Annotated in this window: 16 protein-coding genes; 8 read left to right on the forward strand and 8 right to left on the reverse strand. The window is 63.2% G+C overall.

Features of this window, described 5'->3' with window-relative positions; translation table 11 throughout:
- Positions 1-19: 19 nt before the first annotated feature.
- The 4 genes from AC0L2K_RS01935 to AC0L2K_RS01950 all read right to left on the reverse strand — a co-directional run bounded on the left by AC0L2K_RS01935 (position 20) and on the right by AC0L2K_RS01950 (position 3,491).
- Entirely contained in the window at positions 20-1,741 is a 1,722-nt protein-coding gene (locus tag AC0L2K_RS01935) for a SulP family inorganic anion transporter (RefSeq protein ID WP_473530447.1), read from the reverse strand.
- 122 nt (positions 1,742-1,863) lie between these two features.
- On the reverse strand, positions 1,864-2,133 hold the full coding sequence (locus AC0L2K_RS01940; protein WP_023801411.1) for a helix-turn-helix domain-containing protein: 270 nt from the start codon (positions 2,131-2,133) through the stop codon (positions 1,864-1,866).
- Positions 2,134-2,331: 198 nt separating this feature from the next.
- Entirely contained in the window at positions 2,332-3,033 is a 702-nt protein-coding gene (locus AC0L2K_RS01945; RefSeq protein ID WP_023801412.1) for a phosphatase PAP2 family protein, read from the reverse strand.
- 119 nt (positions 3,034-3,152) lie between these two features.
- Complete coding sequence (locus AC0L2K_RS01950; protein WP_023801413.1) at positions 3,153-3,491, reverse strand: hypothetical protein; 339 nt, start codon at positions 3,489-3,491, stop codon at positions 3,153-3,155.
- Positions 3,492-3,695: 204 nt separating this feature from the next.
- On the opposite strand from AC0L2K_RS01950, the gene AC0L2K_RS01955 reads away from it, so the two are divergent.
- A complete protein-coding gene (locus AC0L2K_RS01955; protein WP_473530448.1) occupies positions 3,696-5,684 on the forward strand; it encodes a PhoX family protein in 1,989 nt (662 codons plus the stop codon).
- Between the two features lie 90 nt (positions 5,685-5,774).
- Here the strand turns inward: AC0L2K_RS01955 and AC0L2K_RS01960 are convergent, their stop codons facing one another.
- The 4 genes from AC0L2K_RS01960 to AC0L2K_RS01975 all read right to left on the reverse strand — a co-directional run bounded on the left by AC0L2K_RS01960 (position 5,775) and on the right by AC0L2K_RS01975 (position 8,789).
- Positions 5,775-6,455: a GNAT family N-acetyltransferase gene (locus AC0L2K_RS01960; protein WP_473530449.1), complete on the reverse strand. Its 681-nt coding sequence runs from the start codon at positions 6,453-6,455 to the stop codon at positions 5,775-5,777.
- The gene (locus tag AC0L2K_RS01965) at positions 6,439-6,942 is read right to left on the reverse strand and encodes a MarR family winged helix-turn-helix transcriptional regulator (protein ID WP_287237758.1); all 504 of its coding nucleotides are present in this window, start codon (positions 6,940-6,942) and stop codon (positions 6,439-6,441) included. The genes AC0L2K_RS01960 and AC0L2K_RS01965 overlap by 17 nt, the downstream gene beginning before the upstream one ends.
- 162 nt (positions 6,943-7,104) lie before the next feature.
- Positions 7,105-7,866, reverse strand: coding sequence for an ABC transporter permease (locus AC0L2K_RS01970; protein WP_128245696.1), 762 nt, complete (start codon positions 7,864-7,866; stop codon positions 7,105-7,107).
- The gene (locus tag AC0L2K_RS01975) at positions 7,863-8,789 is read right to left on the reverse strand and encodes an ABC transporter ATP-binding protein (protein ID WP_128169311.1); all 927 of its coding nucleotides are present in this window, start codon (positions 8,787-8,789) and stop codon (positions 7,863-7,865) included. Before AC0L2K_RS01975 ends, AC0L2K_RS01970 begins: the two co-directional genes overlap by 4 nt.
- Between AC0L2K_RS01975 and AC0L2K_RS01980 the strand changes: the two genes are divergently transcribed.
- The 7 genes from AC0L2K_RS01980 to AC0L2K_RS02010 all read left to right on the forward strand — a co-directional run bounded on the left by AC0L2K_RS01980 (position 8,776) and on the right by AC0L2K_RS02010 (position 14,450).
- Positions 8,776-8,937 (forward strand): hypothetical protein, encoded by a 162-nt coding sequence (locus tag AC0L2K_RS01980; RefSeq protein WP_156941598.1) that lies wholly within the window; start codon positions 8,776-8,778, stop codon positions 8,935-8,937. The genes AC0L2K_RS01975 and AC0L2K_RS01980 overlap by 14 nt on opposite strands.
- Positions 8,938-9,007: 70 nt before the next feature.
- A complete protein-coding gene (locus AC0L2K_RS01985; protein WP_473530450.1) occupies positions 9,008-10,366 on the forward strand; it encodes a cytochrome ubiquinol oxidase subunit I in 1,359 nt (452 codons plus the stop codon).
- 10 nt (positions 10,367-10,376) lie between these two features.
- Positions 10,377-11,381, forward strand: coding sequence for a cytochrome d ubiquinol oxidase subunit II (locus AC0L2K_RS01990; RefSeq protein WP_287066694.1), 1,005 nt, complete (start codon positions 10,377-10,379; stop codon positions 11,379-11,381).
- Between the two features lie 215 nt (positions 11,382-11,596).
- Positions 11,597-12,367 carry a transporter substrate-binding domain-containing protein gene (locus AC0L2K_RS01995; RefSeq protein WP_473530554.1) on the forward strand — a complete coding sequence of 257 codons (771 nt, stop codon included), beginning with the start codon at positions 11,597-11,599 and terminating at the stop codon, positions 12,365-12,367.
- Between the two features lie 38 nt (positions 12,368-12,405).
- Entirely contained in the window at positions 12,406-13,077 is a 672-nt protein-coding gene (locus AC0L2K_RS02000) for an amino acid ABC transporter permease (RefSeq protein ID WP_128169315.1), read from the forward strand.
- Between the two features lie 10 nt (positions 13,078-13,087).
- Complete coding sequence (locus tag AC0L2K_RS02005) at positions 13,088-13,747, forward strand: amino acid ABC transporter permease (protein ID WP_473530451.1); 660 nt, start codon at positions 13,088-13,090, stop codon at positions 13,745-13,747.
- On the forward strand, positions 13,725-14,450 hold the full coding sequence (locus tag AC0L2K_RS02010) for an amino acid ABC transporter ATP-binding protein (RefSeq protein WP_027154711.1): 726 nt from the start codon (positions 13,725-13,727) through the stop codon (positions 14,448-14,450). The genes AC0L2K_RS02005 and AC0L2K_RS02010 overlap by 23 nt, the downstream gene beginning before the upstream one ends.

Genomic DNA, 14,450 nt, shown 5'->3' on the forward strand with positions numbered 1-14,450 from the left:
GCTGACGATGAGGAGAGGGTTAGACCTCTCCCGGCGCGGCTTTCTTCAACTGCGCTCGCGCGTCCCCGATCGAGGCGGCGTATGTCACCAGCGGCCGTTTGACGCCGTGGTTGATCAGCATGCGGCGTGTCTGCGGCGAAGCGCCTGATATGATGAGGCGCACGCCGGCGCGCCTCGCCTTGTGGGCAGCGCTCTCGATGACGTTGGCCGCCGTTGAATCGAAGAATGGCACGGCCGAGCAGTCGAGGATGAAGTTCTTGCGCTGGTCGGCGATGCGGTCCAGCACCGTGGCGACGGTCGAGGCGGCGCCGAAGAAGAAGGCGCCGGAAATCCGGTAGACGACGGTGTCGGCATCGCTGGCTTCGCTGGAATCGTATGCGTTGGCGGCGCCGGTTCTGTCGGCGACATCGTCCTGCACCAGTCCCTGATCCGGCTCAACCGCAATGCTCTTGGCCATGCGGTCGATGAACAGGATCGAGCCCAGCGCGAAGCCGACGACGATGCCTTCGGTGAGATCACGGAAGATGACGATCAGGAAAGTCGCCATCAGCACCAGCGCGTCGCCGCGCGAGGCACGCAGCAGCGTGGCAAAGGCCTGCTTCTCGAACATGTTCCAGCACACCACCGCCAGCACGCCGGCAAGGGCTGCAAGCGGGATGTAGCTGGCCAGCGGCGCCGCCACCAGCATCAGGGCAAGCAGGAGGGCCGAGTGGATCATGCCCGAGACCGGTCCATGCGCGCCGGCTCGCACATTGGTCGCGGTGCGGGCTAGGGTGCCGGTGGTGCAGATGCCGCCGAACAGGGCGGACGCGATGTTGGCGAAGCCTTGCGCCACGAGTTCGCAGTTGGAGCGGTGCCGCCTTCCTGTCATGCCGTCGGCGACCACCGCCGACAGCAGCGATTCGATCGCGCCGAGCAGCGCAAAGGCTAGGGCGTCCGGCAGGACGTCGATCATCCTGCCGAAGCTGATCGGCGGAAAGGCCGGCATTTGCAGGCTGCGCGGGATACCGCCGAAGCGCGTGCCGATCGTTTCGGCAGGCAGAGAAAACAGCGCCACGACAAGCGACGCCAGACCGATGGCGATCAGCATGGCGGGCCATTTCGGCCGCCACCGTTTCATCAGGGCAATGGCGACGATGGTCAGCAGAGCGACGAAGGTGGCGGCGAGATTGATCGTGCCGGCCGCCTCGCCGATCGCCATCAGCTTCGGCACCAGCGGTCCAGGTTCTTTGCCTGCGAGTTTTAGCCCGAACAGCTCGACGATCTGGCCGGAGAAGATGATGATGGCGATGCCGGCGGTGAAGCCGACGGTCACCGGATAAGGAATGAATTTGATGTAGGTGCCAAGCCTGAGGTAGCCGATGACGAGCAGCAAGACGCCGGCCATCATCGTCGCCAGCAGCAACCCGTCGACGCCGACCCGTGCCACGGTTGCCGCCATCAGCACGATAAAGGCGCCCGCCGGCCCGCCGATCTGGAAACGGCTGCCGCCCAGAGCCGAGACGAGGAAACCGCCAATGATGGAAGTGTAGAGCCCGCGCTCCGGAGACACGCCCGATGCGATCGCGATCGCCATCGACAGCGGCAGCGCCACGATGGCCACGGTCAGTCCGGCGATGGCATCGGCCTTGAAGTGCTCTGATGTGTAGCCTTCGCGCAGCACCGTCGCCAGCTTCGGCGTGAACAGTTCGGAAAATGTCGGCTGCGCCGGTTGATGAATTGCCCGCTGGGTTCGATGCATGGACTGCCTTCCGCTCCTGATGCATGCCGCCAAAAAGTGCACAGCGGCCACGCATAAAACCAAGCAGGCGGCGGAATCGTCGGCAGGACTGTCGGCGGTCGCCGTCGCGACTCTATTTCGGCTCAGCCTGGCGGGTTCTGCGGCACGACCGGCTTGAGGCGCACCCCCCTGCCGCCGCGCTCGCTGGCCTGGTTCTCGCCGATCAGCTCCACGCCGGCCCGGTCGAGGGCCTGGATGACCTTCATCAGCGTATCGACCACGCCCCTGACCACGCCGTCGCTCGCTTCCATGCGCTGAATGGTTGGAAGCGAAACCCCGGCGCGCTCGGCGAGCGTCTTCTGATCGATGCCGGCCAGAGCCCTTGCGGCGCGCATCTGCGCGGCAGTGATCATCGGCTAAAAACCCCGTCTGAGTCTGCATTCCATGTATAATACCATCATTGTGATGGATCAAGCATCATCATGCACATGTCAGACATGTGCACACCAGGCCGTTTGCATCTTGGCGAGCCTGCGCGCCCGCTGGGCCAGCACGCCCCAGCCGCCGCAACTTAGAGGAGAATTGGCGCAGCGTCGTTCGGAACGGGCGGTTCAGGCGCCGGCGGTCTGCCCGCGCCATCGCTGGAACGCCCATGCGACCAGCCAGCACAGCATCGCCCAGGCGAAGCCGGCGCACCAGCCGGCCAGCACGTCCGATGGCCAATGAACGCCGAGATAGACGCGGCTGATGCCGACGAGCAGTGCTGTCAGCACGGCAAGTGCCAGCACATAGATCTTGGTCGTTCGCCCAGGCAGGAAACGCGACGCCATGCTGCCCAGCGTCAAATATGTCACCGCCGACAGCATCGCATGGCCGCTTGGAAACGAAAGCGTCGCCACGTCGGCGAGATGCGAGACCAGGTCGGGGCGCGGCCGATCGATTCCGAGCTTCAGCGTGCTCGACAGGGCCTGCCCGCCCGCCACCGCGACGAAGACCAGAAACGCTGCTCCCGGCTTGTGGATCAGCAGCAGATAGACGATCACCGCCACTGTGATCAGCCCGAGCACGATGGCGCTGCCGAGGCTGGTAATGTCGCGCATCGCCCCTTCCAGCCATGGCGGTCCGATCGGATTGTCGGGCTGGCCCGCTTCACGGAAGGCGAGCATGATTTCCGTGTCGAAGGCGTGCGGCGTGGTGTCCCGCGCCACCTCCATCAGTTCCTCGAACCCCCACAGCCCGCCGGCGATGACCAGACCGGACAAAAGCACCGGGAATTCGATCCAGTTGAGCAGCTTGCTTGCAGTATTCTTCATCGACCCAATCGTCCTACAGCGCCGCGCGTCCTTTTGGACGCGCACAGGACGCTGTAGCACTTTGATTTGGCGCATGATCCCCAGCGAAAATCGTTTCCGATTTTCGGGGTCATGCGCAACTACAGTTTTTGCAGATAGGGTCCGAGCGTGATCAGCGCCACCGCTGCGACGGCAAGCACGATGCCGGTCGCCTGCAACGAATTGACGCGCTCGCCGAAGAACACCAGTGCCACCACGTTCACCGACACCAGTTGGATCACCGCCGACAGGCTGAACGACACCGACATGCCGAATTCACGGATCAGCCTCAGCATGATCAGATTGCCCGCTGAATAGAGCGCCAGAGTCAGAAGAATCTTGCCGAGGCTCGGCGCCAGCCCCCATTGCTTGGCCGCCGTCGCCGCCAGCAGGAAGATCACTGTCGAAATGCCGAGCTGCCCCAGTCCCCAGAAACTCACTTTTTTGTTCCTCCCGACGCCGTGCTTGCGCGCCTGCCGCAGATCTTGTTTCGGAAGCGTCGGTCGCGGTCAAGCGGCCTGATCAAAGACATGAAATCGGGCTGGAAATTGGTCGGCAACGTCATCAAACTGTGATCTGCTGGCGATACGCGGTCAGTCAAGCAACACGCTCCAGCCATCCCAAAGAGCCAGAGGCACGCCCCCATGACTGAACATCGCCCCGACGCCCATTTCCGCACCAGCCTGCTCGAGGAAAACGATGGGCCAGGAACCAATCCCACTGACAACCAGACGATGGGCGAAATCATCGCCGCGCGATTCTCGCGCCGTGGTTTTCTGCAGGGATCGCTCGCGGCAACCGCCATCGCCGCCACCGTCAGCCCGCTCGCGCTGATCCTCGCCGACGATGCCCGCGCCGGCGGCGGCTCGGTCTTCAGTTTCGACGAGGTCGAGGCAGGCGTCGACGACAAGCACCATGTCGCTGCCGGCTACGACGCCGACGTGCTGTTGCGCTGGGGCGATCCGCTGTTTGCCGATTCGCCGGAATTCGATCCGACAAAACAGTCGGCGCAGGCCCAGGAAAGACAGTTTGGCTACAATAACGACTATGTCGGCTATATCCCGATCCACGGCTCGGCCGAGCATGGCCTGCTGGTGGTCAACCACGAATACACCAATCCGCATCTGATGTTCCCGGGCCTTGTCACCATCGTCGATGGGGAGGCCAAGCAGGCGCCGCTGAGCAAGGAACAGGTCGACGTCGAGATGGCCGCGCATGGCGGCACCATCGTCGAGATCCGCAAGGCATCAGGCAAATGGCAGGTGGTGCGCGACGGCAAGCTCAACCGCCGCATCACCGCCAACACCGAGATGGCACTGTCCGGCCCCGTCGCCGGCCACGACCGCGTCAAGACCAGTGCCGATCCGACCGGCACGAAGGTCATCGGCACTGTCAACAATTGTGCCGGCGGCGTCACGCCCTGGGGCACCTACGTCATGGCCGAGGAAAACATACACGGCTATTTCTCGGGCGAGCTGCCGGAAGGCCACAAGGAAGCCACCAACTACAAGCGCCTGGGTATTCCCGAAGGCGCCTATGAATGGGCTGCGCATTACGATCGCTTCGACATCGGCAAGGAGCCGAACGAGCCGAATCGCTTCGGCTGGATTGTTGAGGTCGACGTCAACGATCCGACCTCGGTGCCGAGGAAGCGCACTGCCATGGGCCGCTTCAAGCATGAGGGCGCTGAATCGATCGTCGCCAAGGATGGCCGTGTCGTTTTCTATCTCGGCGACGACGAACGCTTCGACTATGTCTATAAATTCGTCACGGCCGGCAAGTTCAACGCCGAGGACCGCGCCGCCAACATGGATCTCCTCGACGACGGCACGCTCTACGTCGCCAAATTCGCCGAGGACGGGTCGATCGAATGGCTGCCCATCGTCTTCGGCCAGGGCCCGCTGACGGCGGAGAACGGCTTTGCCAGCCAGGCCGACGTGCTGATCGAGACGCGCCGTGCCGCCGATCTGCTCGGTGCCACCAAGATGGATCGCCCCGAGGACATCCAGCCCAATCCGACGACTGGCAAGGTCTACGTCATGCTGACCAACAATTCGAAGCGCAAGACGGACCAGGTCGACGCCGCCAATCCGCGCGCCGAAAACGCCTTCGGCCATATCATCGAGATCGTCGAGGACGGTGGCGATTTCACTGCCGCCAAGGGCAAGTGGGAAGTGCTGTTGAAATGCGGCGATCCCTCAGTGGCCGAAGTTGGCGCCACCTTCTCGACCGCAACCACCGCCAATGGCTGGTTCGGCATGCCGGATAATTGCGCCATCGATTCGGCCGGCCGGCTTTGGGTCTCGACCGATGGCCAGGGCCCGAAGGCCACCGGCCGCACCGATGGCCTGTGGGCGGTCGACACCGAAGGCGAGGCGCGGGCGACCTCGAAACTGTTCTTCCGCGTGCCGATCGGCGCCGAAATGTGCGGCCCGCTATTCACGCCCGACGACCAGACCGCCTTCGTCGCGGTTCAGCATCCGGCCGATGGCGGCGAAGACTGGGAGGCTTTTGGCCGTCCCTCTTACTACGAGGACCCGTCGACCCGCTGGCCTGACTTCAAGCCCGATATGCCGGTGCGGCCGTCGGTCGTCGCCATCACCAAACAGGGCGGCGGCAAAATCGCGGTCTGAATCACTGCAAGGCGCTAGCAGCGCCAAGGAAGGATTTCGTCGATACGAAATCCTTCCTTTTCCTGATGCGCGGGAATGCGCCTAATGGGCTCATTCGGCGCGCTGAACCACGGCCACGTTCATCATGCTTCTCAACCTGAAGCCAATGGACTCGTATAATCCGATGGCCGTGGTGTTGCTGGCAAAGGCGTGTAGATAGGGAACTTCGCCGCGCGCCGCTATCTGGTTTGCCACGAACAGCGACAGCAGCCTGCCCAGGCCACCGCCCCGAAATTCCGGATGTGAGCACACGCCGCTAAGTTCGGTATAGCCGGGTTGCTTCATGCGTTCGCCGGCCATCGCCGCAAGTCGGCCCTCGATCTTCACACCCCAAAAATCGCCGAGGCTCAAGGCTTCGAGCGTGAATGGGCCAGGCTTGGTGACCAATGCCAAGGCGAGCATCTCAGCTGCATCGTCTCGCGTCAGACATTGCACGCGCTTGTCGGAGACCATCTGCAATGGCCGCTCGGCAATCATCTGAACCCCGGGCGCGGTCGAAGTCGCCGAAAGTTCTGCGGGCAGAGCAATGGCGTCCACCTGAAGCAGGATCGCACTCTCGCCTGGGGAGACAAGTTTTCCGAGCGCCTGCAGGCTTTCCGCATCGTCCGCGGCACTGGCGGCGAAGGGAGCTATCGAGGGCCGATACCGCATGGCGAGGTCGTCACCTTGCGCGAAGGCTTGGTGTCGCGTCCGAAGCGCGCTCCACACGGGACGGTCAAGCAGGTATTTCATCGCGTGGCACTTCCGGCTTCTTTACACGACGGTCGAGAGCCGCCGCGGCGAGGCCGTCCTCGATGGCGGCCAGCTGATCAAGCAGCGGCCCAGAAAGATCCGCGCACAGATCCGCGACGGCATTCTCGATGCGCGGCCAGACGTCGTGCTTTGCAACATCGACCAGCCGCTGGCCGTGCAGGGTGAGGCAGACAATCCTGCGCCGCTGGTCATCATCCGATGGACTGACCTCGACCAGTCCCAATTCGGCCAGAAGCGACACGCTCCGCGTTACACCTGGCTGCGCGACCCCGAGGGATTGCGCCAGTTCCCCGACTGGCAGCGGGCCCAGCCTGTCGAGCGCAGCCAGCAGCGGGTACTGGCTCGACTGAACCGGCACATCGAGGCAGTCGAGCAGGCGCTGCGTATCCGCCTGCAATTGCTCGCCAATACGCTTCAGCCTGCTGCCCAGGCACAGGAAGCCAAGGGACCTTACGACGTCTTCCATAATCAACCTGCCAGCCGATTGATAACACGATATATAACATTATATGGAAATCAAGCGCCGCCATCGCACGGCCGCTTTCAAGCGTCGTCACCAGATTTGGTCGTCTTGGGTCGGGAACATCGCTCGGATGCTGGCGCTGCGTCGCCTGGGCAGGCCGTTCGGTCAGTTCCGCAGCCGGTAGCCGGTCCTGAAAATCCAGGCGACGATCGCTATGCAGATAAGCAGGAAAACCACGGTCATGCCGAGGCTGATGCCGATCGAGACGTCGGACTTGCCGTAGAAACTCCAGCGAAAGCCGCTGACCAGATAAAGGACAGGGTTGAACAGCGTCACCGTGCGCCAGGTGCCGGGCAGCATGTCGATCGAATAGAAGCTGCCGCCAAGGAAGGTAAGCGGCGTGATGATCAGCAGCGGCACCAGCTGCAGCTGCTCGAAGCTCTTTGCCCAGATGCCGATGATGAACCCGAACAGGCTGAAGGTCACCGACGTCAGCACCAGGAAGGAGAGCATCCAGAACGGATGCTCGATGGTCAGCGGCACGAACAGCGACGCGGTCCCCAGGATGATCAGGCCGAGTATGATCGACTTGGTCGCCGCACCCCCGACATAGGCGATGATGATCTCCAGATAGGACACCGGCGCCGACAGCAGCTCGTAGATCGAGCCGACGAATTTCGGGAAATAGATGGCGAAGGAGGCGTTGGAGATCGACTGCGTCAGCAGCGACAGCATGATCAGCCCCGGCACGATAAAGGCGCCGTAGCTGATGCCGTCGATCTCGGTGATGCGCGAGCCGATGGCCGAGCCGAAGACGACGAAATAGAGCGATGTCGAGATGACCGGCGAGACAATGCTCTGCAGCACGGTCCGAAAAGCGCGCGCCATCTCCATCTTGTAGATCGCCCAGACTGCTCGCGGGTTCATGCGCCCTTCCTCACCAGGTTGACGAAGATCTCCTCGAGCGAGCTGTTTTGCGTGTCGATATCGCGGAACTGGACGCCGGCCGTCTCAAGGTCGCGGAGCAGCGAGGCGACGCCCGGCCGCTCGCTCTGGTTGTCATAGGTGTAAGTCAGTCGATCACCGTCCGGCGAAAGCTCCAGCGCGTAGCGCGACAATTTCTCGGGTATGGTGGCGAGCGGACTGCGCAATTCCAGCAACAGCCGTTTGCGGCCGAGCGTGCGCATCAGTTGCACCTTGTCCTCAACCAGCACGATCTCACCGCGATTGATGACGCCGACGCGGTCGGCCATCGCCTCGGCCTCCTCGATGTAGTGCGTGGTCAGGATGATGGTGACGCCATCCTCGCGCAGCCGGCGCACCATCGCCCACATGTCCTGACGCAGCTCGACGTCGACGCCGGCTGTCGGCTCGTCGAGGAACAGCACCCTCGGTTCGTGCGACAGCGCCTTGGCGATCATCAGCCGCCGCTTCATGCCGCCGGACAGGGTGATCGCCTTGGCGTCCTTCTTGTCCCACAACGACAGGTCGCGCAGCACTTTCTCGACAAAGGCGTGATTGGCCGGCTTGCCGAACAGGCCGCGGCTGTAGTTGACCGTCGCCCACACGCTCTCGAACGCGTCGATGGTCAGTTCCTGCGGCACCAGCCCGATGAGGCTGCGTGCGGCGCGATAATCCCGGCTGATGTCGTGGCCGTCGACGCTGACCGTGCCCGACGAGCGGTTGACGATACCGCAGACGATCGAGATCAGCGTCGTCTTGCCGGCGCCGTTCGGCCCGAGCAGCGCAAAAATCTCGCCGCGCTCGATATCGAGGTTGATCTCCTTCAGCGCTTTGAAACCGGTGGCGTAGGTCTTGGTGACCCCGGAAATGGAAATGATCGATGGCATGGTTGAAAAACGGCTGCTTGAAAGGAGGTCTGTTGATTTTAGTCCGCTGAATGTCGGTGCGCGCGGCCGGAAGTCAATGGCACTCCTGACATTCTGGACATCGGCGCATCCACCGCTGCGCGGTCCTGCGGCGTTCCGCCTCGCGTGACGCCACGCCGCTTTGACCGCCTGGCGCATCCGGCCTATCTTCCCTGACATAGCAGCAGCCGGAGCCCGCCATGGACCCGCTCATCCTTTCGCGCATCCAGTTCGGCGCCAACATCTCGTTCCATATCCTGTTTCCGGCTATCACCATCGCGCTTGGCTGGATGCTGCTGTTCTTCAAGCTTCGCTACAACGCCACCGGCGATACCGCCTGGATGCGCGCCTATTTCACCTGGGTGAAGGTGTTCGCGCTGTCCTTTGCCATGGGCGTGGTTTCGGGCGTCACCATGAGCTTCCAGTTCGGCACCAACTGGCCGGGCTACATGGAAATCGTCGGCAACATCGCCGGCCCGCTGCTCGCCTATGAGATACTCACCGCCTTCTTCCTCGAGGCGGCGTTCCTCGGCATCATGCTGTTCGGCTTCCGCCGCGTTTCCAACCGCATCCACACGCTGGCAACCGTGCTGGTGGCCGGCGGCACCACCCTGTCCGCCTTTTGGATCATCGCGCTCAATTCATGGATGCAGACGCCGGTCGGCTTCGAGATGCGCGACGGCGTAGCCCACGCTACCGACTGGTGGGCGATCGTCTTCAACCCGTCCATGCCCTACCGGCTCGTCCACATGCTGCTTGCCTCCGGCCTGACGGTTTCGTTCCTGATCGCCGGCCTGTCGGCGCTGCGCTATCTCTATGGCGACCGTTCGGAATCGATGTGGAAAGCCTTGCGCACCGGTGTCTTCACCGCGGCGGTCCTGATCCCCATCCAAATCTTCGCCGGCGACCAGCATGGCCTCAACACGCTCGAGCATCAGCCGCAGAAGGTCGCCGCCATGGAGGCCAACTGGAACACCGGCCCCAACGTGCCGCTGGTCCTTTTCGCGCTTCCCGACGAGGCGGCAAGGGAGAACGAATTCGAGCTCACCATCCCCGATGGCGCCAGCCTCATCCTCAGGCACAGCGCCAGCGGTGTCGTGCCGGGGCTGAACGACTATGCCGGCAACCACCCGCCGGTGTTCCCGGTGTTCTGGGCTTTTCGCATCATGGTCGGCACCGGCGTCCTGATGCTGGTCGTCTCCTGGTCGGCCGCCTTTTTCCTCAAGCGCCGGCACAGCCTGCCGAGACCGCTGGCGCTGGTGATGGTGCCGATGGCGCTGTCCGGCTGGCTGGCGACACTGGCCGGCTGGTACACCACCGAGATCGGCCGCCAACCGTGGCTGGTCACCGGCGTGCTGAAAACTGTCGATGCCGTCGGCCCGGTCGCCGGCAGCCAGGTCGCGCTGTCGCTCGCGGTTTATCTCATCCTCTATGCGCTGCTTCTGATCGCCTATCTCGGCGTGCTGGTCTATCTGGCGCTGAAGGCGGCGAAGGACGGCGATGCCTCGCCGCTGCCGGGCGTTCTCGACGCGGCGCTGTCGCAGCCGGCGGCGAAATAGGAGAACGGCGATGACCCTCGATTGGCCGACATTGCTCCCCCTCATCTTCGCCGGCCTGATGGGCCTTGCCATCCTGATCTACGTCATCCTCGACGGCTTTGATCTCGGTATCGGCATCCTGTTCGCAGCCGCCGGAGACGCCGAGCAGGACACGATGATCGCCGCAATAGGCCCGTTCTGGGACGCCAACGAGACCTGGCTGGTGCTGGCCGTCGGCCTGCTGCTGGTCGCCTTCCCGCTGGCGCACGGCACCATCCTCACCGCGCTCTACATTCCGGTCTTCCTGCTCCTTGTCGGCCTGATCCTGCGCGGCGTTGCCTTCGATTTCCGGGCCAAGGTGCCGGCCGGTCACAAGCATCGCTGGAACCGCATCTTCTTCCTGGGCTCGGTCATCGCTTCGCTGGCGCAGGGCTACATGCTGGGGATCTATGTGCTGGGCCTTGATGTCGGCCCCGGCGGCATGGCCTTCGGCGCGCTGGTGGCGCTCTGCCTTGCCGCCGCCTATGCGGCGATGGGCGCGGCCTGGGTCATCTACAAGACGGAAGGCGAATTGCAGAAGAAGGCGGTGCTATGGCTGCGCCGGGCGCTGGTGCTGACCGCGCTCGGCATGGTCGCCGTGTCGCTGGCCACGCCGCTCGCCAGTCCGCGCATCTTCGACAAATGGTTCGTCTGGCCGGCCATGCTCTATTTGTCGCCGCTGCCGGTCCTGTCGGCGGTGCTGTTCGCATGGCTGTGGCGGCAGACCTTCCATCTGCCCAAGGCCGGCGACCGCCATGCGCTGACGCCGTTCCTGACGCTGGCCGCCATCTTCACGCTGGGCTTTGCCGGCCTCGCCTGGTCGTTCTATCCCTTCGTCGTGCCCGACAGGCTGACCATCTGGCAGGCGGCGTCCGCGCCGGAAAGCCTCGCCATCATCCTGGCCGGCACGGTGGTGGTGCTGCCGATCATCATTTTCTATTCGTTTTATGCCTACCGCGTCTTCGGCGGCAAGGCGACGGATCTGACCTACGACTGACTGGCAAACCGCCGAACTGCACAATATTTAGGCAGTCGATTGCTCGGGCGGCAGCGGCTCGTGAAGACTGCCTTGCCAATCCCACCTTGCCAATCCCGCCGGGAAAGTCCGATTCGCAGCGAATTCGATGGTTTGGCATGTCTGTTGCTTTGCCCTGGCAACCAATTGGTTTTGTCCAGTCAAAGGGAAAGATAATGAACCGTCGCAATGTCTGCATGCTGGCCTTCGCCGCCGCCGTTGGAATGGCCATGGCTTCGTCTCCGCAGGCGCGGGCCGACGCCTTGAGCGACATCGCGGCGCGCGGCACCGTCCGCATCGCCGTTCCACAGGATTTCCCGCCCTTCGGCAGTGTCGGCGCCGACATGACGCCGCAAGGCTACGACGTCGACATCGCCAATCTGATTGGCGAAAAGCTCGGCGCCAAGGTCGAGATCGTCCCGGTCACCAGCGCCAACCGCATTCCCTATCTCCAGACCAACAAAGTCGACCTGGTCATTTCCAGCCTCGGCAAAAATCCCGATCGCGAGAAGGTCATCGACTTTTCCGAAGCCTATGCTCCGTTCTACAACGGCGTGTTCGCTCCGGCAGACGTCGCCGTCGCAAAAGCGGAAGACCTCGCCGGCAAGACCGTTGGCGTCACCCGCGGCGCGATCGAAGATCTCGAACTGACCAAGGTTGTGCCCGCGAGCGTCGAGATCAAGCGCTACGAGGACAATAACGGCACTATTTCGGCTTTCCTTTCGGGCCAGGTCGAGGTGATCGCGACCGGGAATGTCGTCGCCGCCGCCATCCTCGAAAAGAACCCGCCCAAGCGGCCGGAGCTCAAGTTCCTGATCAAGAACTCGCCTTGCTACATCGGCATGAACAAGGAGCAGCCGGCGTTGAGGGCCAAGATCAACGGGATCATCGCCGCCGCCAGGTCCGATGGCGCCCTCAACGCGATTTCGCAAAAATGGCTGAAGGTGGACCTGCCGGCTGAGCTGTGATCGCCGCCCGCCGCGTGTGGGAGGTCGGATAGCAAGCCATGACCTATCAGTTCGATTTCAGCTGGCTGATCGGATCTCTGCCGGTGCTGCTCAAGGGCATCCGGATCACCGTGCAGCTTATCCTGATCGGCGCGGTGTTCGGCGTGGCATTGGGCATTGCCTGCGCCTGGGTGCGGGCGCTGGGGCCGAAATGGCTAAAACCCGTCGTTGCGACCTATGTCGAGCTGATCCGCAACACGCCCTTCCTCATCCAGCTGTTCTTCATCTTCTTCGGCCTGCCGTCGCTTGGCATCAGGATGTCGGAACTGACCGCCGCCAACCTCGCCATGATCGTCAACCTCGGCGCTTACAGCTGCGAGATCATCCGCGCCGGCATCCAGGCCACGCCGCGCGGCCAGTTCGAGGCCGGCGCCAGCCTCGCCATGACCCCGTTCCAGACCTTCTGGCACGTGGTTCTGGTCCCGGCGCTGCAGCGCATCTGGCCTGCGCTGTCGTCGCAGATCGTCATCGTCATGCTGGGTTCGGCCGTCGTTTCGCAGATTGCCGCTGAGGACCTGACCTTCGCCGCCAATTTTATCCAGTCGCGCAATTTCAGGGCCTTCGAAACCTACATCGTCTCCACCTTGATCTACCTGGCGCTCGCCATCCTGCTGCGCCAGCTGCTGGCCGGCCTGGGCGGGATGCTGTTCCCGAGGAAGGCGTCGCGATGAGACAGGCGCCATGACCGAGTTCAGCTTCTGGGACATCCTGCGCAACCTGCTTCTGGCCGCCCGCTGGACCGTTGTCCTCTCGCTGGTCTCCTTCATCGGTGGCGGCATCGTCGGCGCGGCCCTGCTTTTCTTGCGCATCGGCGGCCGGCGTGGGATGCAGTTTCTGTCACGCGGCTACATCCAGCTGTTTCAGGGCACGCCGCTGCTGATGCAGCTCTTTCTGGCTTTCTTCGGGCTTGGCCTGTTTGGCATCGACGTTCCCGCCTGGCTTGCCGCCTGTGTCGCGCTCATCCTGTGGACCGCAGCCTTCCTCGCCGAAATCTGGCGTGGCTGCGTCGAGAGCATTGCCAAGGGCCAATGGGAGGCGTCAGCCAGCCTCGGCATGGGTTATCTCCAGCAGATGCGCTACGTCATCCTGCCGCAGGCACTGAAAGTGGCGGTGCCGCCGACCGTCCGCTTCTCGGTTCAGGTGGTGAAGGGCACCGCGCTCACCTCGATCATCGGCTTCGTCGAACTGTCGAAGGCCGGTTCGATCGTCACCAACGCGACGTTCCAGCCGTTCACCGTCTATGGCCTGGTCGCGCTCATCTATTTTGCTTTGTGCTGGCCGCTGTCGAAATCCAGCCAGCTCCTGGAAAGGAAGCTCAATGTCGCTCATCGCAATCACTGAGGTGAAGAAGCGCTTCGGCGACAACGAGGTGCTGAAGGGGATTTCCATCGACGTCGCGCCGGGCGAGGTCGTCGCCATCATCGGAAAGAGCGGTTCGGGCAAGTCGACGCTGCTGCGCTGCATCAACGGGCTGGAGACCATCGATGAAGGCTCGATCGTCGTCGCCGGCGCCCAGTTCCTGCCCGACGAGGTGCATCTCAAGGCGCTGCGCCTGAAGGTCGGCATGATTTTTCAGCAATTCAACCTGTTCCCGCATCTCACCGCCGGTGGCAATGTCATGCTGTCGCAGATGGTGGTGAAGAAGACGCCGAAGAAGGACGCCGAGGCGGTCGCGCGAAAAATGCTCGACCGCGTCGGTCTCGCCCACAAGTTCGATGCGTTGCCGGACGAATTGTCCGGCGGCCAGCAGCAGCGCGTGGCGATCGCCCGGGCGCTCGCCATGCAGCCCATCGCGCTGCTATGCGACGAGATCACCTCGGCGCTCGATCCCGAGCTCGTCGCCGAGGTGCTGGCCGTCGTCAAGGAATTGGCGGCGGAAGGCATGACGCTGGTGATGGTCACCCACGAGATGCGCTTTGCCCGCGACGTCTGCTCGCGCGTCGTCTTCATGCATCAGGGCCGCGTCCACGAGATCGGCGCCCCCGAGGACGTTTTTTCCAATCCCAGGACGCCGGAGCTCCGGCAGTTTCTGGGCGTGCAATAA

This window comes from Mesorhizobium sp. WSM4817, assembly GCF_055811135.1.